Source organism: Planococcus lenghuensis (assembly GCF_001999905.1).
Lineage (GTDB): Bacteria > Bacillota > Bacilli > Bacillales_A > Planococcaceae > Indiicoccus > Indiicoccus lenghuensis.
In genome coordinates this window covers 2,429,280-2,451,758 of the sequence record NZ_CP019640.1, presented here as the reverse complement: position 1 = coordinate 2,451,758, position 22,479 = coordinate 2,429,280, and the positions used below count along the sequence as shown (strand labels likewise).

The window sequence follows — 22,479 nt, the reverse complement described above, 5'->3', positions numbered from 1 at the left end:
CTGAAACTTCCTTTCTTAAAATCAACCTGCCTATTAGTATAGCGAAACCCGGATGTGCTGGGAAGGAAAAAAGCCCGAAAACTGTTGAGTTTTAGGTGTGTGTCGCCTATAGTTAAAAGTATCGTTAAAAGGGGGTCAACCGGTGAAAAAGACAATTACAGCTGCGGTTTTATCAAGTGCGTTATTGCTTGGTGCCTGTTCTGAATCTTCAGTGAGGGAAGATTTGAACAGTGTGCTGAATGATACGCTGGCTGCAGAAGAAGAATATTTGAATGTACAGAGTGAACTGGAAGAATTGGAACAGTCAGAACAGCAGATGTTCGAATCGGTTATGGCTCTGACCCAGGAAGAGATGAAAGAAGTCAATGAACTTTCAGCTGAAGCGCTCGCCTCGGTAGAAGAGCGCCTGGCCTTGCTTGAAACCGAGAAAGAATCCATAGCGGCTGCGGCTGAACAATTCGAGGAAATTGACAGCGTGATCGCCGAAGCGGAAGACGAAGCGATTATCAGCGAACTGGAAGCATTGAAGACTGTAATGGAAGAACGTTATGCTGCTCATCAGACCTTCATCGCTGAATATGAGGAGTTGGCGGTATTGCAAAACGAGCTTTACAACCTGCTCGGCGATGAGGAAACAGACTTGGAGCAGCTGCAGGAGCAGACGACGCTTGTTAACGAGCAAAATGAAGCGGTGCTGACAAGCGTAGAGGCTTTTAACCAAAAAACAGAAGAATTCAACACGTTGAAAAACAGCATTATTGAACAGTTAGAGGAAGAAGAGTAGGATAGGCGGCCGGATTTCCGGCCGTTTTTTTGTTGGATAAAAGTCTATTTCAGGTTTAACAGCATATATAACAGGGGATAAAAATAGTTGGTACAGTTTTGTGTTATAAGATTTTTCTGTTAACTGAAAGTGGGCCGGGGCACTGGGATTTCAATGTTTGACCGGCTAAAATAACTCAAGTATACTGAAATGGTAAAACAACTTGTATTACTATATTATCAAAATTTTTTAATACAGATCAAAGGAGAGTTGCAGGTATGGCATCGAAAAAATCCAAACAATTCGATCCGGTCGGCACATTGCAGGACATTGAGAGCAAGTTCGAAATGTTCCAGGTGCTGAACGAAGAAGGGGAAATCGTCAACAAAGACGCAGATCCGAATCTGTCAGATGAGGAATTGCAGGAACTCATGCGCCGCATGGTGTATACACGGATCCTGGATCAGCGCTCCATCTCACTGAACCGTCAGGGACGACTCGGCTTCTATGCGCCGACTGCCGGACAGGAAGCTTCACAGATTGCATCGCATTTCGCGCTTCAGAAGGAAGATTATATTCTTCCGGGTTACCGGGACGTGCCGCAGCTTATTTGGCATGGCTGGCCGCTCCACCAGGCTTTCCTGTTCTCGCGCGGACATTTTAAAGGAAATCAGATGCCTGAGGGTCTGAACGTGCTGCCGCCGCAAATCATCATCGGGGCGCAATATGTACAGACAGCCGGAGTAGCATTGGGATTGCAGAAGCGAAACAAGAAAGCGGTCGCTGTCACATATACAGGAGATGGCGGATCTTCACAGGGAGATTTCTACGAAGGCATCAACTTTGCCGGCTCTTACCGCTCACCGGCTATTTTCTTTGTGCAAAATAATCAGTATGCAATTTCCACGCCTTGGGAACTGCAGACATCCGCTCAGACGATTGCCCAAAAAGCAGTGGCAGCCGGAATTCCTGGTGTGCTGGTCGATGGGATGGATCCACTGGCTGTTTATGCCGTTACACGCGATGCGAGAAAACGTGCTGTTGACGGAGAAGGCCCGACGCTGATCGAGACACTTTGCTACCGCTATGGCCCGCATACAATGGCCGGAGATGACCCGACTCGTTACCGTACATCCGAAACGGATTCCGAATGGGAAAAGAAAGATCCGCTCGTCCGGTTCCGCAAATATCTGGAAGCGAAAGACCTGTGGAGCGAAGAAAAAGAAAACGAAGTTATCGAGCAGGCGAAAGAAGAAATAAAAGCGGCGGTCAAACAGGCGGATAACACGCCGAAACAGAAAGTGACCGACCTGATGGAAATCATGTATGATGAAATGCCGCAAAACCTTAAAGAACAGTATGAGACTTATAAAGCGAAGGAGTCGAAGTAACCGATGGCGCAATTAACAATGATCCAAGCGATTACGGAAGCTCTCCGGACAGAGCTGAAAAATGATGAGAATGTCCTTGTATTCGGAGAAGACGTCGGAAACAACGGCGGCGTATTCCGGGCGACGGAAGGGCTTCAGAAAGAATTCGGGGAGGATCGCGTATTCGATACACCGCTCGCTGAATCGGGCATCGGCGGCCTGGCAATCGGTCTGTCACTGGAGAACTACCGTCCTGTACCGGAGATTCAGTTCTTTGGTTTCGTTTATGAAGTAATGGACTCCATCAATGGCCAGATGGCCCGTTACCGTTACCGTACAGGCGGTGCATTCAATATGCCGATCACTATCCGTTCTCCGTTCGGCGGCGGTGTACACACACCTGAACTCCATGCGGATTCCCTGGAAGGGCTTGTCGCCCAGCAGCCAGGACTGAAAGTGGTAATCCCGTCTACGCCTTATGACGCAAAAGGACTGCTGATTTCTGCCATCCGTGACAATGACCCGGTCATTTTCCTGGAACACATGAAGCTGTACCGTTCATTCCGTCAGGAAGTCCCGGAAGAGGAGTACACGATTCCTCTCGGAAAAGCGGACGTGAAGCGGGAAGGAACGGACCTGTCGATCATTGCGTATGGTGCGATGGTACAGGAAAGCATTAAAGCAGCTGAAGAGTTGGAAAAAGAAGGCCATTCAGTGGAAGTGGTGGATCTCCGTACAATCCAGCCGCTTGATATCGATACAATCATCGCATCCGTTGAAAAAACAAATCGTGCAATTGTCGTGCAGGAAGCGCAGAAACAAGGCGGAGTAGCAGCGAATGTTGTCGCCGAAATTAATGACCGTGCCATCCTGAGCCTTGAAGCGCCGGTATTGCGTGTGACTGCGCCTGATACAGTATTCCCGTTCTCTCAAGCTGAAGCGGTTTGGCTGCCGAACGCAAAGGATATAGTAGAAACAGCGAAAAAAGTATTGAATTTTTAAGTCAGTAAACAACAGGAAGGGTGAAAGAGATGGCATTTGAATTCCGTTTACCGGACATCGGTGAAGGCATTCACGAAGGCGAAATCGTCAAGTGGTTTGTCAAAGCCGGTGACACCATCGAAGAAGACGACATTTTATGTGAAGTACAGAACGATAAAGCAGTAGTGGAAATTCCATCTCCTGTTGCAGGGACAATTGAAGAAGTGCTTGTGGAAGAAGGGACTGTGGCAGTCGTCGGCGACGTGCTTATTCGAATCGATGCACCGGATGCTGAAGATATTCAGTTCAAGGGCGAGCATGCGGGCGAGAAAGGTTCCGATGAAAAGCAGGCTGGCGATGCTGGTCAGGAAAGAACCGAAGAGCTTGCTCAGTCCGGTTCAATGGAACAGGGACAGGACATCGATAAAGATCAGGCGAAGGACGAAGCGGAGCCGCAGGGATCAGAAGGATCCACCGGTGCGGGAGCGCAACCTCAAGCCGCAGAAGCGGATCCGAACCGGCGCGTGATCGCAATGCCATCCGTGCGGAAATACGCACGTGAACAAGGCGTCGATATCCGTTCGGTGGCCGGTTCAGGCAATAACGGCCGCGTACTGAAAGAAGATATCGATGGATTCAAAGAAGGCGGACAGCAGCCGGCAGCTCAGCCACAGGAAGCCGCTCCGGCAGCAGCTCAGGAGCAGGCAGCACCTGCAGCGAAAGCACCGCAGGTTCCGGAAGGTGAATTCCCGGAAACACGCGAGAAGATTTCGAACATCCGAAAAGCGATCGCCAAAGCGATGGTCAATTCAAAACACACGGCTCCTCACGTTACACTGATGGACGAAGTCGATGTAACGGAACTGGTGGCCCACCGCAAGAAATTCAAGGCTGTGGCCGCAGAGAGAGACATCAAACTCACGTACTTGCCATATATCGTCAAAGCGCTCGTCAGCACACTGCGTGAGTTCCCGTCACTGAACGTCTCGTATGATGATGCGACAGAGGAAATTATCCACAAGCATTATTACAATATCGGAATCGCAGCGGATACAGAACGTGGCTTGCTCGTGCCGGTGGTGAAAAATGCGGACCGTAAGTCAGTATTCTCGATTTCCAGCGAAATCAATGAATTGGCGGAAAAAGCTCGGTCCGGAAAATTGGCACCAGGTGAAATGAAAGGTGCATCAACATCGATTACGAATATTGGTTCAGCCGGCGGCCAGTGGTTCACACCGGTCATCAACCATCCGGAAGTGGCAATTCTCGGCGTAGGTCGCATTGCCGAAAAACCGGTTATTAAAAATGGTGAAGTTGCAGCTGCTCCTGTGTTAGCATTATCATTGAGCTTCGATCACCGCATGATCGATGGAGCAACTGCCCAGCATGCACTGAATCACATTAAACGATTGCTCAGCGAACCAGAACTTTTATTAATGGAGGCGTAAACTTATGGTAGTAGGAGATTTCCCAATCGAAACAGATACGCTCGTCATTGGCTCAGGCCCTGGCGGTTATGTTGCAGCCATCCGTGCTGCACAAACCGGTCAGAAAGTAACGATTGTAGAAAAAGAATACATCGGAGGTGTCTGCCTGAACGTCGGCTGTATCCCTTCAAAAGCATTGATCTCAGTCGGACACCGCTTTGCGCATGCCCAGGATTCAGATGACATGGGAATCGTCGCAAAAGAAGTGTCGATCAACTTTGAAAAAGCGCAGGAGTTCAAGAACGGCGTTGTGAAAAAGCTGACGGGCGGCGTTGAGCAGCTCCTCAAAGGCAATAAAGTGGAGATCGTGAACGGAGAAGCCTATTTCGTGGATGAGAACACAGTGAAAGTGATGGATGAGAAGAATTCACAGACGTATAAATTCAAAAATGCCATCATTGCAACGGGTTCACGGCCAGTTGAAATTCCGTCATTCAAATTCTCAGACCGTGTACTGAGTTCAACAGGGGCACTTGACCTGAAAGAAGTTCCGAAAAAACTCGTTGTCATCGGCGGCGGCTATATCGGAACTGAACTGGGTACGGCTTATGCCAACCTTGGTTCTGAGGTGACGATTCTGGAAGGAACGAAAGATATTCTTGCCGGATTTGAAAAAGGAATGACACAAATCGTCAAAAAACACCTGAAGAAAAAAGGTGTTGAAGTCGTCACGGAAGCGATGGCGAAAGGTGTCGAAGAATCAAAAGACGGCGTCACAGTCACGTATGAAGCCAAAGGCGAAGAACAGAAAGTGGATGCGGATTATGTGCTCGTTACAGTTGGCCGCCGTCCAAACACCGATGAGCTCGGGCTTGAAGAGCTCGGCTTGAAGATGGGTGAACGCGGACTGATCGATGTGGATAAGCAATGCCGCACAAATATCTCAAGCATTTATGCAATCGGCGATATCGTTGAAGGTCCGCAGCTTGCACATAAAGCATCATATGAAGGGAAAGTCGCAGCAGAAGCGATCGCCGGTGAAAAATCCGAAGTCGATTATCTTGCGATTCCTGCTGTCTGCTTTACGGATCCTGAACTGGCAACAGTCGGGCTGTCTGAAGATCAGGCAAAAGAAGAAGGTTTTGAAGTGACAGCCGCTAAATTCCCGTTCGGAGCCAACGGCCGTGCGCTTGCGCTGAATGCAACGGATGGTTTTGTGAAACTCGTTTCACGTAAATCCGACGGTCTGCTGCTCGGTGCTCAAATTGTCGGCCAGGGCGCTTCGGATATGATTGCAGAGCTGGGTCTGGCAATCGAAACCGGTGTTACAGTCGAAGACCTTGCCATGACCATTCATGCGCACCCAACGCTTGGAGAAATCGCGATGGAAGCTGCTGAAGTGGCACTTGGCACACCGATTCATATTGTAAAGTAAGATAGCAATGACCCCGTCCGGCAAAACTGCCGGACGGGTTTTTCGTGTATTCTTATCTTAGTAAGGGTATGGTTAAGAAAGACGATTGAAAAAGGATAAGGGGATGAACAAATGAAACGGAAGAACTGGATTATTCTTACTGCTTCGCTGGCAGTACTTGCTGCATGCGGAGACGAAGAAGTGGATGAACTTGCAGCTGAAACTGAAGCTGTTGAACAAGAGATTGATGAAGGCGCAGAAGATGTCGAGGAAGAGACCGAAGCGCTGGAAGAAGATACCGACGATGGCGCTGCTGATACAGATGAAGTGGAAGTGACCGGAGAGACGGACGAACAAGTGGTGGAAGAAACAGAGCAAACAGAGGAAGAAGAAGTAGCGGAAGAAACAACTTACGAACCGATATACCGCGTTAACCCTGATACTTGGACGCTTTTGCCTTTAACGGAAGAAGCGCCTGAGAATGTCGTTCTGCTGACGATTGATGATGCACCGGATGAGTATGCGGTACAAATGGCGGAAACGCTCGAAGAACTCGACGTTCCGGCGATTTTCTTTGTAAACGGACATTTCATCGATACACCTGAAGGGAAAGAGAAGCTCGAGCAAATTGAGGATATGGGATTTGCAATCGGCAATCATACCTGGGGACACGAAAACCTCTCTGAGCTGCCACCTGAAGACCAGACGGAAGAAATTCAAATTGTTACAGAACAGGTCCAGACAACTATTGGTGAGCAGCCGCGCTTTTTCCGCGCACCTTTTGGAGTGAATACGGAAACAAGTTACCTTGTTGCAGACCAGTTGAATATGCTGACGATGAATTGGACATATGGCTATGACTGGAATGCAGAATACATGGAAGCAGAAGTTTTGGCTGATGTCATGGTAAATACAGAACTGCTGACAGACGGTGCCATTCTGCTGATGCATGACCGGGAATGGACAGCGGAAGCCCTTCCGGACATCGTTCAAGGCCTGCGTGACAAGGGATATACATTTGCGGATCCGGACCTGATTGAAGGTGGAGGAACAGTCGGAGACCAGGAATAACAGATGACATAGACAACACCGCAGACTTGCGGTGCTATCAGAGTGTAGATAAACTCGGAGCAGATTGCATAAACGGATTACCTTCGGCAGCAGTCGGCAAAACCCGCTCGCTTTCCGCAGGCGGACGGCAAGCCGCTTCGGCCGCAAGCGGCCTGCAGGGTCTTCCTTTGTCCGCTCTCCTGCTGGAGTCTCGCGAGTTTTACTTCGACTGTGCTGTGAGAACAGTTACGGGATGACCGTAAAGAATATCCTTACTAGTTATCCAGCCTCGTTTGGTGATCTTTACTGTTTCAGAACGCTTAGCGGCATAACGAATCCTAATGAAAATAAGACAGGAAAAAGGGAAACGCTCCTGTCAAAAAGAGATGCTCCTGCGCAAGCTCGTCGCAAAGGCAGACTCCTCAATCCTTTCGGTCCCTGCCTTTCCTGCGGAATAACTGGCTGACGAGATCCCCTCGTCCTTCAGGACGGGGAGGCTCGGCAGTCAGTCCGCGGAAAGGACGGGAGCGTCCTTTTTCCTGTTTTCACTTTCTTTTAATTGAACGAGACTCGTTCATATCCAGTTATTTGTATAAAAAATCTTTTGTCTACAGTCTGACAGCATCGCTGACTTGCGGTGCTGTTTTTAAATGTCCAAAACCGCAGGCCTTGCTGACCGCCCATGTATAGTCAAGGAGTCAAGGGAATTTAGTGCCAATCATGGATTCTATACAATAAAGAGTATGCAGTCTGAGGACAAGGAAGCGTGGGATGTGCATGGATGGGTGGTCGAAGGAATGGTGTGTTGCTGTCATCGGCAATGCGGCATTGATTGTGATTTATGTGGTTTGCGTGTGGGACAGTTGGTATGACCAACGAATCTGTTTGCCGGATTAATGTTTTTTGGCGCTTTTATCGGGCTGCCGATCATTGTTTTCCTTGTGGATCTGGGAATAATGATTCTGGTGGCTAAATGGGTAAAGCTGCGCAGGACCAAAACGTTTTTTCTCAAGCTCATCACATATAACTTCCTTGGCTTCATTGTCTTTCATTCAGTGATGCATATCCACGGAACCGTTGGGAACCGGTTCATGGAGAATGCCGTGGAAGACCTTATCTTTGAAGGTGACGTAAAAGCGCACTCACGGGAAAAACTTGCGGAACTGGAACAGGAATTGGGGTATGAACTTGAATACGCGGATAGCCAAGTTGAAACGGACTTTCCCACTCATTTCGGAGGAAGTGGAGGCGATTATCACACGGAAGGGCCGGTCGTGCTGACAATCGGTTTCACAGTGGATGAAAGCAGCTGTGATTCTAAGATTTGCAAAGGGAAACACACATACACAATCCAGTATGGAGCGGAAACTTATACGGCTGAATCTGTGAATATTCCATTTCAGGAAGCGGTCGCACTGAAAGGGATTGAAGGAACTTATCAGGAAGAACCGGGCGGCAATTATTATTACAATATCCACATGGAAGAAAGTGAGATGTATAACACAGGCCGGAAGTACGCCGTTCATTTCGATGAATTATCGTCAAGCGGTTACTGGGATAAAGAACCGGATAATTACACTATTCACTTGGATAATGAATTTCCAGGATTTGAAATCGAAGGAACCATATCCACTCATTCAGAGAGTCCCCTCCGGTTTCTTGATGGCCGAAAAGCACAGGTGATTTCGGAAGCTAAACGGCTGATTGTCCGAATTCCCGGTGAATTGGACCGGAGTTATTATAGAATGGAAGAGTAGAAGACAACAGGCAGCCGCTCCTCCAGTGAAGAGAATGGCTGCCTGTTTTGGTTCGTATTATGCCGGCAAGATGGAATCCGGTTCAGCGGATCGCCACTTGTTCTTTGATTACGCGCAAGTATTGAAGGCGGTTATCTTCCGGGCCTTGCACTGGAAGTCCCGCTTCAATATTTTTATGGATGTATTCGATGTTTTCCTGCGTGATAATTTCCCCCGGGATGAAAATCGGGATTCCCGGCGGATACACCATGACAAACTCCGCTGAAATGCGTCCGACACTTTCTTCCATGAGAACCACTTCCGTGGTGGCATAAAAAGCATCACGCGGTGTCATCGCCAGCCGGGGAATATCCGGAAGCAGCACTTCCGCTTCCTGAATGACGGAATCTGTTTTAACGGAATCGCTCATCCGTTTTAAGGCATTCACCAGGAGATTAATCTCTTTTTGGGTGTCGCCGATCGTGATGATACATAAGATGTTATAGAGGTCCGACAATTCCACTTCAATGTTTGCCTGCGTTCGCAGCCATTCCTCTGCCTGATGGCCAGTGATGCCAAGATCTTTTACGCTGATCAGCAGTTTCGTCGGATCCATATCGTACGTAGCTGAGGTTTTCAGGATTTCCTGCCCGACGCATAAAAGATGCGGAATTTTGTTAATCCGCTTCCGGGCTTCACGGGAAAGCCGGATCGATTGGTCAATCAATTCCTGCCCGTGCATCGCAAGTTGCCTGCGTGCCGTATCCAGCGATGCCAGAATCGGATAAGATGTGGAAGTTGTCGTGAGCATCGACAAAATTGACTGCACCCGTTTGGCAGATACGAGTTCGCCTTGGACATTCAGAACAGAGCTCTGTGTCATGGAGCCGCCGAGCTTATGAACACTGGTCGCTGCCATATCTGCCCCGGCTGTCATTGCTGATATTGGCAGAGACTCATGGAAATGAATATGGACGCCGTGCGCTTCATCTACAAGTACAGGAATAGCATAATTATGTGCAATATCAACGATCCGTTTCAGATCTGCTGCAATACCGAAATACGTCGGATTAATGACGAGCACCGCTTTAGTGTCAGGATACTCTTCCAGTGCTTTTTCTACTGCTTCCGGTGTGATGCCATGGGAAATGCCCAATTCCGGATCTACTTCCGGATGAATGAAAACCGGCACCGCTCCGGCGAAAACGATGGCAGACATGATCGACTTATGGACATTCCGGGGAACCAGAATTTTATCTCCGGGTCCAACGACGCTCAAAATCATGGTCATAATAGCACCGCTTGTTCCCTGGACCGAGAAAAACGTATAATCAGCACCGAATGCCTGGGCGGCAAGTTCCTGTGCTTGTTTGATGGCGCCTTTTGGTGAATGAAGGTCATCAAGTGGAGCAATATTGATCAAGTCGATTGAAAGGACATTGTCTCCGACAAATTCCCGGAATTCCGGGTCGACTCCCTGTCCTTTTTTATGGCCTGGAATATGGAATTGAATAGGATTCCGGTTCCGATGCTTCTTCAGCACATCGAATAACGGGGTTTCTGATTGTGACAATTGGCCGTATCACCTCACTTATAAAATGAAAACAAAAGCATTATAGCATGCCGGAAGGGCCGATACTAGGAATAATGAAGGAATTTTAGAATTGCTCCCGAATAGAGTAAATTGAGGTAGGAAAAGGGGGATGGAAGAAATGGAATTTTCAACGCGAATTACAGAATTGCTTAATATCAAGTATCCGATCATTCAGGGAGGGCTGGCTTATTTGGCATATGCTGATTTGGCAGCAGCCGTTTCGAATGCAGGCGGACTGGGGCAGATTACAGCGATGAGTCTGTCATCGCCAGAGGAATTGCGGGAAGAAATCCGGAAAGTGCGTCGCTTGACCGATAAACCGTTCGGTGTAAACTTTGCAATCGGTGAACACGGAAGGCGCTTTGATCACATGTTGGACGTGGCGATCCAGGAAGAAGTGCCAGTCGTTTCGATGACGGGCGGCAACCCGACACCGATTTTTGAACAGCTGAAAGGAACAGCCATCAGAAAACTCGTATTGGTTGCTGCCAGACGGCAGGCAGAAAAAGCGGAGCAGCTCGGGGCTGATGCCGTAATGGTTGTCGGTCAGGAAGGGGGCGGTCATTTGGGCCGTGATGACATCGGCACGATGGTTCTCGTGCCGCAAGTAGTGGACGCGGTGGACATTCCCGTAATTGCCTCCGGTGGAATCGGAGACGGCCGCGGGTTAATGGCAGCTCTTGCACTTGGAGCGGAAGGGGTGGAAATGGGCACGCGGTTTATTGCGACGGAAGAATGCATCCATGCTTCCGAAGCGTACAAAAAAGCGCTCATCAGCAGTCAGGAAAGCGGTACCCAGATCATCAAACGGAGCATCGGTGCACCGGCGCGGGTTCTCAAAAACGACTGGACGGAAAAGATTCTGGAAATCGAACAGGAGACGCCGACATATGAAGCGCTGAAGTCCTACATAAGCGGGGAAGCGAATAAGCGCTATATTCATGACGGTCAGGCAGAGTCCGGCTTCGGCTGGGCTGGTCAGGTGACCGGTATGATTCGGGACGTGCCTTCCGTTGCAGAATTGATTGAGCGAATGATTGGAGAAGCTGAATTAATCAGGCGAAAATGGGGTAAGTAAGTGGAAGAAGGAGAGTGACATTAATGGAGTATGCTTATCCATTATCCACCGACTGGTCAACCGGGGAAATTGTCCAAGTCATCGAGTTTTTCGAGGGAATTGAACTGGCGTACGAAAAAGGAATCGCCAGAGAAGACATGATGGACCGCTATCGACGCTTTAAGGACATTGTGCCTTCGATGGCCGAAGAAAAAACATTGCTGCGCGAGTTTGAAGAAGTCAGCGGCTACGCCGGCTACCCGGTCATCAAGCAAATGAAAGCTTCACAAAATGGCGAGAAACTGAAAGTATCCGCTAAATAGAAAAATCCCGCAGCAATTTGTCGCTGCGAGATTTTTCATTGGGAAATTTTCGGGCCATGTGTAAGTGTCTTATAGATCGGCAGGAGCTGATCGAATGTGTTTTCAGTGAATGCCCGGAATTCCTCCTTTGACATGGTGACCGCGTCAGCGCGGGATAAATGGCGGCCGATGACCAGCTCTCCTTTTTTCACATCCCGAAGCCGGATTAGCAGTCCGGTCACATCTTCCGAAGTCATGTCATCCATTCTTCCCGCTTCAGGTTTTGTGTGATCTCCGCTTAAGACAAAATCCTCCGGCAGTTCATGGACTTCACGGGTTTCCAATAAATCCGATGCCATCCTGGTCTTTTCAGCTGCTTCATAAATAACAGCCAGAATCACAAAGATGTGACTGCCCCATAAACCGATTTGAAAATGTGGATGAGCTTTATATCCCCGCTTATTGGCGGCAAACGCCACCCAGCTGTCTTGTGGCGGGTTGACTGTACGCCGGGCATGTTTGGCGATATGCGCAAAAAATTCCTGCCCGTCAACTTCAGATAAGTAAGAGGAATAGATTTGTCCCAGTTCTTCGAATTTCGGGCGGATCCGCCGCTTAAGTTCATCCATCCGCTCGTCGAGTCCAGGCACATCGAAAACATGAAAATCTTCATCTGTCCAAAAGTGATTCATCTGCAGACCTCCTGATTTTAAATTCATCACCATCCAGTGTACCAAATCATAAGGAAAAAATTCAAAAAACGTTTTCTTCCGATAATATGGGGGTATTGTAAGTTAACTATAAAACAATTCTGACGATTGTCTCGGCAGGGAGGTGCGCCCGATGAAGCAGGCTGTCCACATTATCCGCAAAGCCCATCTCGAAAAAGAACACGTTCAGACACTAAGGCTGGAACTGGATTATGAATTGAGCTCATTGTTTGATGCCATGCAAAACCAGGACGAAAAGCAACGGAAGAAGAGCATAGAACGGCTGACTGAAATTCATTCGGAATTGAGTGCTCTTCATGCTCTGTAGGACGTTGGCACCTGAATGCTTCTGTTCAGGTGCTTCTGTCGTTATAATGAGGGAAGAGGAGGAGAGTCGACATGGATTTCAGCAGCATCGATAAATATGCCAAATCATTGATTAAAGAAGCGGGCCACCGCATCCGGAATTCATTCGTACAGGATATTCAGGTGGAAACGAAAGCCGATGCGAATGACTTGGTTACGAATATTGATAAGGAAATTGAACAATTCTTTATCGGACGGATTAAAAACGATTTTCCCGATCACCGGATATTCGGAGAAGAAGGGTTCGGGGACCCTGTAGAGGATTTATCGGGCATTATCTGGATACTCGACCCGATTGACGGGACAATGAATTTTGTGCATCAAAAGCGTAATTTTGCAATATCACTCGGAATATATCAAGAAGGAACAGGTGTGCTGGGATACATATACGATGTCGTAAATGATGATCTCTATAGCGCCCAGCAGGGAAAAGGGGCGTATCTGAATGATGAACGTTTGCCTGATCTTACGGAGACGGCGATCAGTGAAGCGATGGTCGGTATAAATTCCACTTGGCTCACACCCAACCGGTACATTGATCACGAAGCAGTGATTCAGCTGATCAGGGATATCCGCGGCGCCCGTTCTTACGGAGCGGCTTCTCTTGAAATCGCTTATGTGGCAAGCGGGCGACTGGACGCCTATGTGTCCATGCGGCTGTCACCCTGGGATATTGCCGGGGGACTGGTTATTGCGTTGGAGACAGGAGCAGTCGCTTCCAATTTTCATGGAGACTCGGCGAATTTATTGCAATCGGATTCTTTTTTGATCGCAAATCCATCAATTCATCCATTGCTTCTGGATCGGTATATTAAATTGAAATGACAAAACAGGGAACGCCGCGGCGTTCCCTGTTTTAATGAAGAAAGTTACTTTTCCTACAGCAATCCGGCATCGATCATTTTTCTCTTCGTCTTGAATCCCATGGCCATCACCAGGCCGAGGACCGCAATCATGAGGAAAATGCCGATGGCACTCCGTTCACCGACCGCCACACCGATTCCTGCCATGGCAGCAAGTGCAGCGAGGGAATAAAACACGAAGACCCATTTAATGTCTTTCAAATCATTTCCTCCTGTCATACATTCAAAATCAATTAATATGGATTTTTATTTGTTTATGTTATAATAGCACAGTTAGACATTCGAAAAAAAGAATAGTGGAGTGAAAGAATGACAAAGTTACGTCAAGATATCAGAAATATTGCGATCATCGCACACGTTGACCACGGGAAAACAACACTTGTCGATCAGCTTTTGAAGCAGTCAGGAATTTTCCGTTCGAATGAGCATGTGGATGAACGTGCAATGGATTCGAATGATATTGAGAGAGAGCGCGGAATCACGATTCTGGCGAAAAATACAGCGATCCAGTACAAGGATACGAAGATTAATATCCTTGATACCCCAGGACATGCGGATTTCGGCGGAGAAGTTGAGCGCATCATGAAAATGGTGGATGGCGTCCTTCTCGTTGTGGATGCGTATGAAGGCTGTATGCCGCAAACGCGTTTCGTTTTGAAAAAAGCCCTTGAACAGAATTTGCAGCCGATCGTCGTTGTCAATAAAGTCGACCGTGACTTTGCACGACCGGAAGAGGTTGTCGATGAAGTCATCGAATTGTTCATCGAATTGGATGCAAATGATGACCAGTTGGAGTTCCCGGTCATTTATGCTTCCGGCATGAATGGTACGGCATCTGATTCACCGGATCCGGCTGATCAGGAAGAAAACATGCAGGTCATCTACGATTCCATCGTTGATCACGTTCCAGCTCCTGTCGATAATCGGGACGAGCCGCTTCAGTTCCAAGTAGCTTTGCTGGATTACAGCGACTATGTTGGGCGAATCGGGATCGGCCGTGTATTCCGCGGCGCGATCGAAGTCGGTCAGCAAGTTTCTCTCATGAAGCTTGATGGAAAAGTGAAAAATTTCCGGGTTACTAAAATCCATGGCTTCCTCGGCCTGAAACGGGTTGAAATCGAACGTGCGGAAGCGGGAGATTTGATTGCGATTTCCGGAATGGAAGACATCAACGTCGGTGAGACGGTATGTCCGCAGGATCATCCCGAAGCGTTGCCGCTTCTTCGCATCGATGAGCCGACGCTGCAGATGACATTTCTCGTGAACAATAGTCCGTTCGCAGGGAAAGAAGGGAAATTCGTCACGTCACGCAAAATTCAGGAGCGTCTGGAACAACAACTCCAGACGGATGTATCGCTCCGTGTCGATAATACAGATTCACCGGATGAGTGGATCGTATCGGGACGCGGCGAGTTGCACTTGTCCATCCTGATCGAGAATATGCGACGCGAAGGTTTTGAACTTCAAGTGTCAAAACCTCAGGTCATCGTCAGAGTCATCGATGGAGTCAGATGTGAACCGGTTGAACGGGTTCAAGTGGATGTGCCTGAAGAGTATACCGGTGCGATTATTGAATCACTCGGTGAACGAAAAGGTGAAATGCTTGATATGATCAATAACGGAAGCGGACAGGTCCGGATGATTTTTAACGTACCGGCACGCGGTCTGATTGGTTATTCAACTGAGTTCATGACGCAAACGCGTGGATATGGAATCATCAACCACACATTTGATAGCTACCAGCCGCTTGCAGCCGGCCGGGTCGGCGGCAGACGACAAGGTGTACTCGTATCGATGGAACGCGGCAAGGCATCTTCATACGGCCTGCTCGGTGTAGAAGACCGTGGTATTGTCTTCGTTGAGCCGGGTACGGAAGTGTACGAAGGCATGATCGTCGGCGAACATAGCCGGGATAATGATTTGACCGTCAACATTGTAAAAGTGAAAGCGGCCAACAACATCCGCTCTGCGAATAAAGAGCAGACCACTACGATGAAAAAACCAAGAATCATGACGCTTGAAGAAGCCCTCGAGTATTTGAATGACGATGAATACTGTGAAGTGACGCCGGAATCGATCCGCCTTCGGAAAAAGATTCTGGATAAAAACGAGCGGGAACGGCTTGCGAAAAAGAAAAAATATGCTGAGCTTGAAGCATAAGTTCTGCTGAAAGGGTGTAAAGCGTGGGAGCCGAACAGCAATTCGTGTATGAAAATATGTACCCTGTCGCACGTTTTCTGTATAGCACCTTGCCGAATTATGATGTAGCGGGAGTTGCACTTCTCGCCATCATATTCGTGCTGTCAGCAATTGTGTACAAGCTGGGTTTTGCCAAAAAGCTTGGCTTCTGGCAAAATGCCATCATCGGTGTGTTTCTTTTGCTTGGCGGCTTAATCCTGACGTTTCTGGCGGTCTTCCTGCCGGTCGTTGAAGGATTGCTGATCGCGATGCTGATCTTAGTGCTTTATAAAGTTCGCTTATGGCGTGAAAAACGCGAAAACGCTGCTTCTCATTGAGAGGCAGCGTTTTCGCGTTCAAATAATTTATAGAGCACCGGAAGGGCGAGGATAAATGTAAAATGTCCGAAAGTCCAATACAGAAAGGCATTGAGATCCAATGGCGACACGAGTGGCTCCACAGCTAAAGCGGCCAACGGAAAGTACAGCAGGAAGAAAGGAAGACCGACCAGAAAGCTAATCAGAAAAAGCTGGCCGAAAGTGTAGCGCTGTCTCTTTGCAAGGAAAACATAAACAATCCCGATGACGACAGACAGTCCGATATGGAGAACGAACAGCCCGGTTTCCGACCAATCTCCAGAGGTTACAAAAGGCAGGAAATCAATGTTCAGCAGCAGCGAATAAACTTGCTTGCCGGTAAGTGCTTCCAGCCAGCGCAAAACACCTGCGAGGATAAAGCCGCTCCAGAACCCGATCCAAATACCTTTCAGCAGTTTCATGAATAGAAATCCCCTTCGATTCTTCGGGAACTTCTGTAAAATCGGAACTTGCCGGTCGCAATGCGCTCATTCGTCCGTGCGGTCACGCGTTCGTGGCAAGCCGCGCACATATACGTGTGGATCGGCCGATTGCGCAATCGCTTTGCCTCAGGTGCCGTGTTGTCCAACTCCTCAAGGATGTCACAGATCACACACTGCACCATCATACGGCTGTCACCTTCTCCACACGGATCGCCCGGACATCCGTGATGGGATGATCGCTGTTCGAACCATCCGGAAGCAGCACGTGTGCGGGTCCATCTTCCTGGAGCGGTTTCCCTTCATGGCTGAACTTCAGCAGAAGGGACTTCGCCGTTTCGATATCAAAAGCTGTTTCGCCATCTTTTGTCTCGATCACCACCTGATTCGCCCCTTCCAGCGGCTGGGCATTATTGAGGAAAGGTTCCAGGCGCATGCCGAACGTCCCTGTCAGCAATTCTGATTTCTTGAATTTGCGTTCTGTCTTCAGCGTAGGCGGAAATACTGCCCCTTCCATGATTTCACGGGACCAATGTGCACCGGTTGCCCGTTTGTATTCTTCCAGCTCATCTGTTTCTTCTGTATTGCCGCTGAAGAAATCAGTCAGCTCAATTTTGCGGTCATCAAAAATCCATGTGCCGGGGTCCAATGTGATCTGGAAAGCCACAGCTCCTTTAACAGGTATAATCATTTCCATAATTAAAAGCCTCCAAAAATAAAATAGTCATTATTACCAGTATAACTGTTCCTGGTGAAACGACAAAGGGATTCAGCCCATTCCTGTAAACGAGCTTGCAATTTGCCGGAATTACAGCTACACTTTAAGACAAGCGACACTGAGAAGAAATATCAAGTATGGGGGAGTCCTCATGGAACATACAAAGGAACAATCATATCAGCTGAAAGCTACAGAACTCCTCAGAGCAGATGCCGCGAAAATTGAGCAACTGATCAAGGTCCAGATGGATCATCTGACAATGCCTCAATGCCCGCTCTATGAAGAGGTTCTGGATACCCAGATGTTTGGCTTATCGCGTGAAATTGATTTTGCTGTTAAACTCGGCCTGATTGACCGGGAAGAAGGCAAACTATTGATCGATACACTTGAGAAGAAGCTGTCACTCCTTCATGAGGCGTATACGAATAAATGACTGAAACTCAAACCACCCAGTTTGAGTTTTTTTACTAATCTCAACTACATGGACAGAATGAGGGAACTGCATGAAAGCGTACATAGAGAAATATAGACGGTATTTTGATTTTCACTTATTCTTTACATACATAGCACTTTCGATTTTCGGGCTGATCATGATTTACAGCGCCAGTATAGCATGGGCCTATAACGTCCTCGATCAATCACCGAACCATTACTTCATCCGGCAGCTGTTCAACTTGGCCATTTCGCTTCCGGTGCTGGCCGTTGCTGCTTTATTCCCTTATAAATATTTCCGCAATCGAAGAGTACTGACGGCAATCCTTGCAGTGATGTTCCTTGGACTGATACTCGTCCATTTCATCGGGGAAGCAAATGGCGGTGCACAGAGCTGGATCAGTATTATGGGACTCGTGAACATGCAGCCTTCGGAAGTGGCGAAAATCGGCATCATCCTTTATCTGGCCGGTGCATTTGCCAATAAATACGATAACGGGACGATCAATCAGTTAAACCAAGGAATCATTCCGCCGGTGGTAGTCATGACGTTTGCAATTTTTCTTGTGTTCCTTGAGCCCGATCTTGGGACGGCCACGCTAATTGGTATGATCGGTCTTTGTGTTATGGCGGCAAGCGGAATCCGCTTTAACGTTTTTATGCGGCTCTCAAGTATCGTGGTCGGGGCTGTCGCCATTTTTATCATTCCTTTCATGATCTTCGCCGGCGATCAGATTTTCACCGAGAAACGCCTTGGCCGGGTCGATGCCTTCTTTAATCCGTTTTCCGATGAACTCGGCTATGGATTTCAGATTGTGAACGGCTATCTGGCCATAGGATCCGGCGGTTTATCGGGACTCGGCCTTGGTCAGTCGATACAGAAGCTCGGATATCTGCCGGAACCCCATACCGATTTCATCATGGCGGTCATTGCGGAAGAACTAGGCGTGCTTGGTGTAGCTTTTGTTATCGGCGGTCTGGCGTTTATCGTGCTGAAAGCTTTATCCATCGCGATGACAACGAAAGATCCGCTTGCCCGGATGCTGGCTGCCGGGGTCGGCAGTATGATCGGAATCCAGAGCTTTGTTAACCTGGGCGGTCTGACGGGAATCATTCCACTGACCGGTGTGCCGCTGCCATTCATCAGCTATGGCGGAACGTCCATCGTTTTGTTATCGTTAGCTATGGGGATTCTTCTGAATGTTTCAACGGTTCACAAGTATGAAAAATTAAACGAGTAAAGGCAGGGGTTATGTTTGAAGACGATTAAAAAAATATTGGTTGCTAACCGCGGAGAAATCGCTATTCGGATTTTCCGCGCCTGTACAGAACTGAATCTTCGCACAGTTGCGATTTATTCCCGGGAAGATAAGGGATCATTTCACCGTTATAAGGCTGATGAATCGTATCTGGTCGGCGAAGGGAAAAAGCCGATTGATGCTTATCTTGATATTGAAGGAATCATCGAAATCGCAAAGGATTCGGGATCAGATGCCATCCATCCCGGTTACGGATTTCTGTCAGAAAACGTTCATTTTGCCCGGCGCTGTGAAGAAGAAGGCATCGTTTTTATCGGCCCGGAATCGAAGCATCTTGATATGTTCGGCGATAAAGTGAAAGCGCGCGACCAAGCCATCAAGGCTGGCATCCCGGTCATTCCAGGGTCTGACGGTCCTGTTGCATCCCTTGAGGAAGTGCAGGATTTTGCTGCATCCGCAGGTTTTCCGCTGATGATTAAAGCGTCACTGGGTGGCGGAGGACGCGGTATGCGGATTGTGAACAACGCAGAGGAATTGCCGGAAGCATACGAGCGGGCGAAATCTGAAGCAAAAGCGGCATTTGGATCGGATGAAATGTATGTGGAGAAATTCATCAGTAAGCCCAAGCATATCGAAGTCCAAATCCTTGGGGACATGTCAGGAAATATCATCCACCTGTACGAACGGGATTGCTCCATTCAGCGGCGCCACCAGAAAGTAGTGGAAATTGCTCCTTCAAATTCGCTTTCCGACGAGCTCCGAAACCGCATTTGTGAAGCTGCTGTTAAACTGATGAATAACGTGTCCTATGTTAACGCAGGAACTGTTGAATTCCTGGTAGCAGATGATGAATTTTACTTCATTGAAGTAAATCCAAGAATCCAAGTGGAACACACAATTACGGAAATGGTGACAGGGATCGATATTGTGCATGCACAAATTCACATTGCCCAAGGATATAGCCTGCATTCGCCGGAAGTGAGGATTCCGCAGCAAAACGAAATTCCGCTGTTCGGACATGCCATTCAATCCCGTGTGACAACAGAAGATCCGCTGAATGGCTTTATGCCGGATGCAGGCAAATTGATGACATACCGGTCTGGCGGCGGCTTTGGCGTCCGGCTTGATGCAGGCAATGGATTCCAGGGAGCTGTCATTACACCTTTCTACGATTCGTTGCTGGTGAAAGTATCCACGTGGGGGGTTACTTTCCAGGAAGCAGCTGCGAAAATGGATCGGAACTTACAGGAATTCCGAATCCGCGGGATTAAAACGAATATTCCATTCCTGGAAAACGTAGTAAAACACGAAAAATTCCTGAGCGGTGAATTTGATACCGGTTTCATCGACTCAACACCTGAACTGTTCATTTTTCCGGTCCGGAAAGACCGTGGAACGAAACTGCTCAGCTATATCGGAAACGTTACTGTAAATGGATTTCCTGGAATTGAGAAAAAGCTTAAACCGATTTATGCGGACCCGCGGAAACCGGAAGTCGATCTCCGGCAACCGGCATCGGAAGGAACAAAACAGATTCTTGAACGTGAAGGCGTGGATGGGCTGATTAAATGGGTCAAGAACCAGCAGGACGTGCTGCTGACGGATACGACGATGCGTGATGCCCATCAGTCGCTGCTCGCTACCCGTGTCCGGTCCTATGACTTGTTTGATATTGCCAAAGAGACAGCCAGACTGCAGCCGGACCTGTTTTCACTAGAGATGTGGGGAGGGGCGACGTTTGATGTGTCGTACCGATTCCTCAAAGAAGATCCATGGCAGCGGCTGATCCAGCTCCGGAAAGAAATCCCGAACGTCATGTTCCAAATGCTGTTCCGGGGTGCGAATGCGGTCGGTTACAAGAACTATCCCGACAACGTTATTCGGGAATTCATCCGGCAGGCCGGTCACGCCGGAATTGATGTATTCCGCATTTTCGATTCACTCAATTGGCTGAAAGGCATGGAAGTGGCAATTGATGAAGTTCGGCAGTCCGGAAAAGTGGCGGAAGCGGCGATTTGCTATACTGGTGATATTCTGAATCCATCCCGCGATAAGTATACACTGAATTACTATAAGGAAATGGCGAAAGCATTGGAAGATTCCGGCGCACACATTCTGGCGATCAAGGATATGGCCGGCCTCTTGAAGCCTGAAGCTGCTTACCGCCTGATTTCAGAACTTAAAGAGACTGTTTCGCTTCCGATCCATCTGCATACGCATGACACAAGCGGTAATGGTGTGTTCCTGTATGCAAAAGCCATTGAAGCAGGAGCAGACATCGTGGATACGGCGTTGAGTTCCATGGCGGGGCTGACTTCCCAGCCTTCTGCAAGTACGCTTCACTATGCATTGAGCGGCGGAAAGCGGGAAGTGCGCGGTGATGTCGCGTCGCTTGAGAAATTATCACGTTACTGGGAAGATGTGCGACGTTACTACCATGATTTCGAGAGCGGAATGAACAGTCCGCATTCTGAAATTTACGTTCACGAAATGCCGGGTGGGCAATATTCAAATCTCCAGCAACAGTCGAAAGCCGTTGGTCTCGGTGCCCGGTGGGAGCAAGTGAAAGACATGTATTCCCGGGTGAACCTGCTGTTCGGCGATGTGGTCAAAGTAACTCCATCATCGAAAGTGGTGGGCGATATGGCGCTCTTCATGGTACAGAATAACCTGGATGAAGAAACTGTTTTGACAAAAGGGGAAGCCCTTGATTTTCCGGATTCTGTCATCGAATTCTTTGAAGGATATATCGGTCAGCCTTACGGCGGATTTCCTGAAGATCTTCAGAAAGTCATTCTAAAAGGAAGAAAACCGATTACGGTACGTCCAGGAGAATTGCTGGAGCCGGCTGATTTTGAAAGAATTAATGAAGAATTATTCCAGAAGCTGGATCGGCCGGTAACAAGTCATGAAATGCTTGCATATGCGCTGTATCCAAAAGTCTTTGATCAGTACACAGCGACCAATGAGCAGTTCGGCAATGTTTCGGTGTTGGACACGATGACGTTCCTATATGGCATGCGTCTCGGTGAGGAAATTCAAGTAGAGATTGAAAAAGGAAAAACGTTGATGATCAAGCTTGTGTCCATCGGTGAACCGCAGAAAAACGGAATGCGGACGATGTACTTTGAGCTGAATGGCCAGCCGCGGGAGATCAACATTCAGGATATGGCAGTAGAGACTGACAATGCGGCCCACCTGAAGGCGAATCCTGCTGACGACAGCCATATCGGAGCGACCATGCCGGGCACTGTGCTGAAAGTTGTTACAGAAAAAGGTGCTGAAGTAAGACGCGGAGACCATTTGCTGGTAACAGAGGCGATGAAGATGGAAACGACCGTTCAGGCACCATTTGATGGAACCATCCGAGAGATTTACGTCAGTCCGAATGAAGGGATTGCAACAGGCGATCTGCTGATTGAAATGGATCGGAAATAATAAAAAAACAAACGGGGCTGTCCAA

23 protein-coding genes are annotated in these 22,479 nt (G+C 48.3%); 17 read left to right on the top strand and 6 right to left on the bottom strand.

Annotated features, from left to right (window positions below; all coding sequences use genetic code 11):
* Window positions 1-142 precede the first annotated feature (142 nt).
* The 8 genes from B0X71_RS12595 (at window position 143) to B0X71_RS12565 (ending at window position 8,762) form a co-directional block, all read left to right on the top strand.
* A complete protein-coding gene (locus B0X71_RS12595) occupies window positions 143-784 on the top strand; it encodes a YkyA family protein (protein WP_077589749.1) in 642 nt (213 codons plus the stop codon).
* Between the two features lie 257 nt (window positions 785-1,041).
* Window positions 1,042-2,154, top strand: coding sequence for a pyruvate dehydrogenase (acetyl-transferring) E1 component subunit alpha (gene pdhA, locus B0X71_RS12590; protein ID WP_077589748.1), 1,113 nt, complete (start codon window positions 1,042-1,044; stop codon window positions 2,152-2,154).
* Between the two features lie 3 nt (window positions 2,155-2,157).
* Window positions 2,158-3,135: an alpha-ketoacid dehydrogenase subunit beta gene (locus B0X71_RS12585; protein WP_077589747.1), complete on the top strand. Its 978-nt coding sequence runs from the start codon at window positions 2,158-2,160 to the stop codon at window positions 3,133-3,135.
* A 29-nt stretch (window positions 3,136-3,164) separates the two neighbouring features.
* Window positions 3,165-4,562: a dihydrolipoamide acetyltransferase family protein gene (locus tag B0X71_RS12580; protein WP_077589746.1), complete on the top strand. Its 1,398-nt coding sequence runs from the start codon at window positions 3,165-3,167 to the stop codon at window positions 4,560-4,562.
* 4 nt (window positions 4,563-4,566) lie between these two features.
* Window positions 4,567-5,976 (top strand): dihydrolipoyl dehydrogenase, encoded by a 1,410-nt coding sequence (lpdA, locus tag B0X71_RS12575; RefSeq protein ID WP_077589745.1) that lies wholly within the window; start codon window positions 4,567-4,569, stop codon window positions 5,974-5,976.
* Window positions 5,977-6,087: 111 nt separating this feature from the next.
* A complete protein-coding gene (locus B0X71_RS12570; RefSeq protein ID WP_077589744.1) occupies window positions 6,088-7,026 on the top strand; it encodes a polysaccharide deacetylase family protein in 939 nt (312 codons plus the stop codon).
* A 750-nt stretch (window positions 7,027-7,776) separates the two neighbouring features.
* Entirely contained in the window at window positions 7,777-7,902 is a 126-nt protein-coding gene (locus tag B0X71_RS21585) for a hypothetical protein (RefSeq protein WP_269750081.1), read from the top strand.
* A gap of 68 nt (window positions 7,903-7,970) precedes the next feature.
* A complete protein-coding gene (locus tag B0X71_RS12565) occupies window positions 7,971-8,762 on the top strand; it encodes a hypothetical protein (protein WP_156889867.1) in 792 nt (263 codons plus the stop codon).
* Window positions 8,763-8,844: 82 nt separating this feature from the next.
* Here the strand turns inward: B0X71_RS12565 and B0X71_RS12560 are convergent, their stop codons facing one another.
* Window positions 8,845-10,314, bottom strand: coding sequence for an aminotransferase class I/II-fold pyridoxal phosphate-dependent enzyme (locus B0X71_RS12560; protein ID WP_077589742.1), 1,470 nt, complete (start codon window positions 10,312-10,314; stop codon window positions 8,845-8,847).
* A gap of 139 nt (window positions 10,315-10,453) precedes the next feature.
* Here B0X71_RS12560 and B0X71_RS12555 point away from each other — a divergent pair, with 139 nt between their 5' ends.
* Window positions 10,454-11,413: an NAD(P)H-dependent flavin oxidoreductase gene (locus B0X71_RS12555; protein ID WP_077590993.1), complete on the top strand. Its 960-nt coding sequence runs from the start codon at window positions 10,454-10,456 to the stop codon at window positions 11,411-11,413.
* Between the two features lie 23 nt (window positions 11,414-11,436).
* Complete coding sequence (locus B0X71_RS12550; protein ID WP_077589741.1) at window positions 11,437-11,715, top strand: UPF0223 family protein; 279 nt, start codon at window positions 11,437-11,439, stop codon at window positions 11,713-11,715.
* A gap of 35 nt (window positions 11,716-11,750) precedes the next feature.
* Here B0X71_RS12550 and B0X71_RS12545 read toward each other — a convergent pair whose 3' ends face one another.
* Entirely contained in the window at window positions 11,751-12,386 is a 636-nt protein-coding gene (locus B0X71_RS12545) for a YktB family protein (protein WP_077589740.1), read from the bottom strand.
* 151 nt (window positions 12,387-12,537) lie between these two features.
* Between B0X71_RS12545 and B0X71_RS12540 the strand changes: the two genes are divergently transcribed.
* Window positions 12,538-12,732 carry a hypothetical protein gene (locus B0X71_RS12540; RefSeq protein ID WP_077589739.1) on the top strand — a complete coding sequence of 65 codons (195 nt, stop codon included), beginning with the start codon at window positions 12,538-12,540 and terminating at the stop codon, window positions 12,730-12,732.
* A gap of 71 nt (window positions 12,733-12,803) precedes the next feature.
* The gene (locus tag B0X71_RS12535) at window positions 12,804-13,595 is read left to right on the top strand and encodes an inositol monophosphatase family protein (RefSeq protein ID WP_077589738.1); all 792 of its coding nucleotides are present in this window, start codon (window positions 12,804-12,806) and stop codon (window positions 13,593-13,595) included.
* Window positions 13,596-13,648: 53 nt separating this feature from the next.
* Here B0X71_RS12535 and B0X71_RS12530 read toward each other — a convergent pair whose 3' ends face one another.
* Window positions 13,649-13,834: a YlaF family protein gene (locus B0X71_RS12530; protein ID WP_077589737.1), complete on the bottom strand. Its 186-nt coding sequence runs from the start codon at window positions 13,832-13,834 to the stop codon at window positions 13,649-13,651.
* 108 nt (window positions 13,835-13,942) lie between these two features.
* On the opposite strand from B0X71_RS12530, the gene typA reads away from it, so the two are divergent.
* Both typA and B0X71_RS12520 read left to right on the top strand, forming a co-directional pair.
* Window positions 13,943-15,793 carry a translational GTPase TypA gene (typA, locus tag B0X71_RS12525; RefSeq protein WP_077589736.1) on the top strand — a complete coding sequence of 617 codons (1,851 nt, stop codon included), beginning with the start codon at window positions 13,943-13,945 and terminating at the stop codon, window positions 15,791-15,793.
* Between the two features lie 56 nt (window positions 15,794-15,849).
* Complete coding sequence (locus B0X71_RS12520) at window positions 15,850-16,149, top strand: YlaH-like family protein (RefSeq protein ID WP_077590992.1); 300 nt, start codon at window positions 15,850-15,852, stop codon at window positions 16,147-16,149.
* Here B0X71_RS12520 and B0X71_RS12515 read toward each other — a convergent pair.
* From B0X71_RS12515 to B0X71_RS12505, 3 genes are read right to left on the bottom strand one after another with little or no spacing between them, the layout of a single operon-like run.
* On the bottom strand, window positions 16,143-16,589 hold the full coding sequence (locus B0X71_RS12515; RefSeq protein ID WP_077589735.1) for a hypothetical protein: 447 nt from the start codon (window positions 16,587-16,589) through the stop codon (window positions 16,143-16,145). The two genes, B0X71_RS12520 and B0X71_RS12515, sit on opposite strands and share 7 nt — an antisense overlap.
* The gene (locus tag B0X71_RS12510; RefSeq protein ID WP_077589734.1) at window positions 16,586-16,795 is read right to left on the bottom strand and encodes a YlaI family protein; all 210 of its coding nucleotides are present in this window, start codon (window positions 16,793-16,795) and stop codon (window positions 16,586-16,588) included. Before B0X71_RS12510 ends, B0X71_RS12515 begins: the two co-directional genes overlap by 4 nt.
* On the bottom strand, window positions 16,792-17,304 hold the full coding sequence (locus B0X71_RS12505; protein WP_077589733.1) for a hypothetical protein: 513 nt from the start codon (window positions 17,302-17,304) through the stop codon (window positions 16,792-16,794). Before B0X71_RS12505 ends, B0X71_RS12510 begins: the two co-directional genes overlap by 4 nt.
* Window positions 17,305-17,476: 172 nt before the next feature.
* On the opposite strand from B0X71_RS12505, the gene B0X71_RS12500 reads away from it, so the two are divergent.
* The 3 genes from B0X71_RS12500 to pyc all read left to right on the top strand — a co-directional run bounded on the left by B0X71_RS12500 (window position 17,477) and on the right by pyc (window position 22,454).
* On the top strand, window positions 17,477-17,758 hold the full coding sequence (locus B0X71_RS12500; protein WP_077589732.1) for an Fpa/YlaN family protein: 282 nt from the start codon (window positions 17,477-17,479) through the stop codon (window positions 17,756-17,758).
* 70 nt (window positions 17,759-17,828) lie between these two features.
* Window positions 17,829-18,998 (top strand): FtsW/RodA/SpoVE family cell cycle protein, encoded by a 1,170-nt coding sequence (locus B0X71_RS12495; protein ID WP_077589731.1) that lies wholly within the window; start codon window positions 17,829-17,831, stop codon window positions 18,996-18,998.
* Window positions 18,999-19,013: 15 nt separating this feature from the next.
* Window positions 19,014-22,454 carry a pyruvate carboxylase gene (gene pyc / locus B0X71_RS12490; protein WP_077589730.1) on the top strand — a complete coding sequence of 1,147 codons (3,441 nt, stop codon included), beginning with the start codon at window positions 19,014-19,016 and terminating at the stop codon, window positions 22,452-22,454.
* Window positions 22,455-22,479 lie beyond the last annotated feature (25 nt).

Excerpts from the sequence above, each read along its gene's own strand:
- pdhA (WP_077589748.1), top strand. The coding sequence starts at position 1,042 with ATGGCATCGAAAAAATCCAAACAATTCGATCCGGTCGGCACATTGCAG.
- B0X71_RS12585 (WP_077589747.1), top strand. The coding sequence starts at position 2,158 with ATGGCGCAATTAACAATGATCCAAGCGATTACGGAAGCTCTCCGGACA.
- B0X71_RS12580 (WP_077589746.1), top strand. The coding sequence starts at position 3,165 with ATGGCATTTGAATTCCGTTTACCGGACATCGGTGAAGGCATTCACGAA.
- lpdA (WP_077589745.1), top strand. The coding sequence starts at position 4,567 with ATGGTAGTAGGAGATTTCCCAATCGAAACAGATACGCTCGTCATTGGC.
- B0X71_RS12570 (WP_077589744.1), top strand. The coding sequence starts at position 6,088 with ATGAAACGGAAGAACTGGATTATTCTTACTGCTTCGCTGGCAGTACTT.
- B0X71_RS21585 (WP_269750081.1), top strand. The coding sequence starts at position 7,777 with ATGTGCATGGATGGGTGGTCGAAGGAATGGTGTGTTGCTGTCATCGGC.
- B0X71_RS12555 (WP_077590993.1), top strand. The coding sequence starts at position 10,454 with ATGGAATTTTCAACGCGAATTACAGAATTGCTTAATATCAAGTATCCG.
- B0X71_RS12550 (WP_077589741.1), top strand. The coding sequence starts at position 11,437 with ATGGAGTATGCTTATCCATTATCCACCGACTGGTCAACCGGGGAAATT.
- B0X71_RS12545 (WP_077589740.1), bottom strand. The coding sequence starts at position 12,386 with ATGAATCACTTTTGGACAGATGAAGATTTTCATGTTTTCGATGTGCCT.
- B0X71_RS12540 (WP_077589739.1), top strand. The coding sequence starts at position 12,538 with ATGAAGCAGGCTGTCCACATTATCCGCAAAGCCCATCTCGAAAAAGAA.
- B0X71_RS12535 (WP_077589738.1), top strand. The coding sequence starts at position 12,804 with ATGGATTTCAGCAGCATCGATAAATATGCCAAATCATTGATTAAAGAA.
- typA (WP_077589736.1), top strand. The coding sequence starts at position 13,943 with ATGACAAAGTTACGTCAAGATATCAGAAATATTGCGATCATCGCACAC.
- B0X71_RS12520 (WP_077590992.1), top strand. The coding sequence starts at position 15,850 with ATGTACCCTGTCGCACGTTTTCTGTATAGCACCTTGCCGAATTATGAT.
- B0X71_RS12515 (WP_077589735.1), bottom strand. The coding sequence starts at position 16,589 with ATGAAACTGCTGAAAGGTATTTGGATCGGGTTCTGGAGCGGCTTTATC.
- B0X71_RS12510 (WP_077589734.1), bottom strand. The coding sequence starts at position 16,795 with ATGATGGTGCAGTGTGTGATCTGTGACATCCTTGAGGAGTTGGACAAC.
- B0X71_RS12505 (WP_077589733.1), bottom strand. The coding sequence starts at position 17,304 with ATGGAAATGATTATACCTGTTAAAGGAGCTGTGGCTTTCCAGATCACA.
- B0X71_RS12500 (WP_077589732.1), top strand. The coding sequence starts at position 17,477 with ATGGAACATACAAAGGAACAATCATATCAGCTGAAAGCTACAGAACTC.
- B0X71_RS12495 (WP_077589731.1), top strand. The coding sequence starts at position 17,829 with ATGAAAGCGTACATAGAGAAATATAGACGGTATTTTGATTTTCACTTA.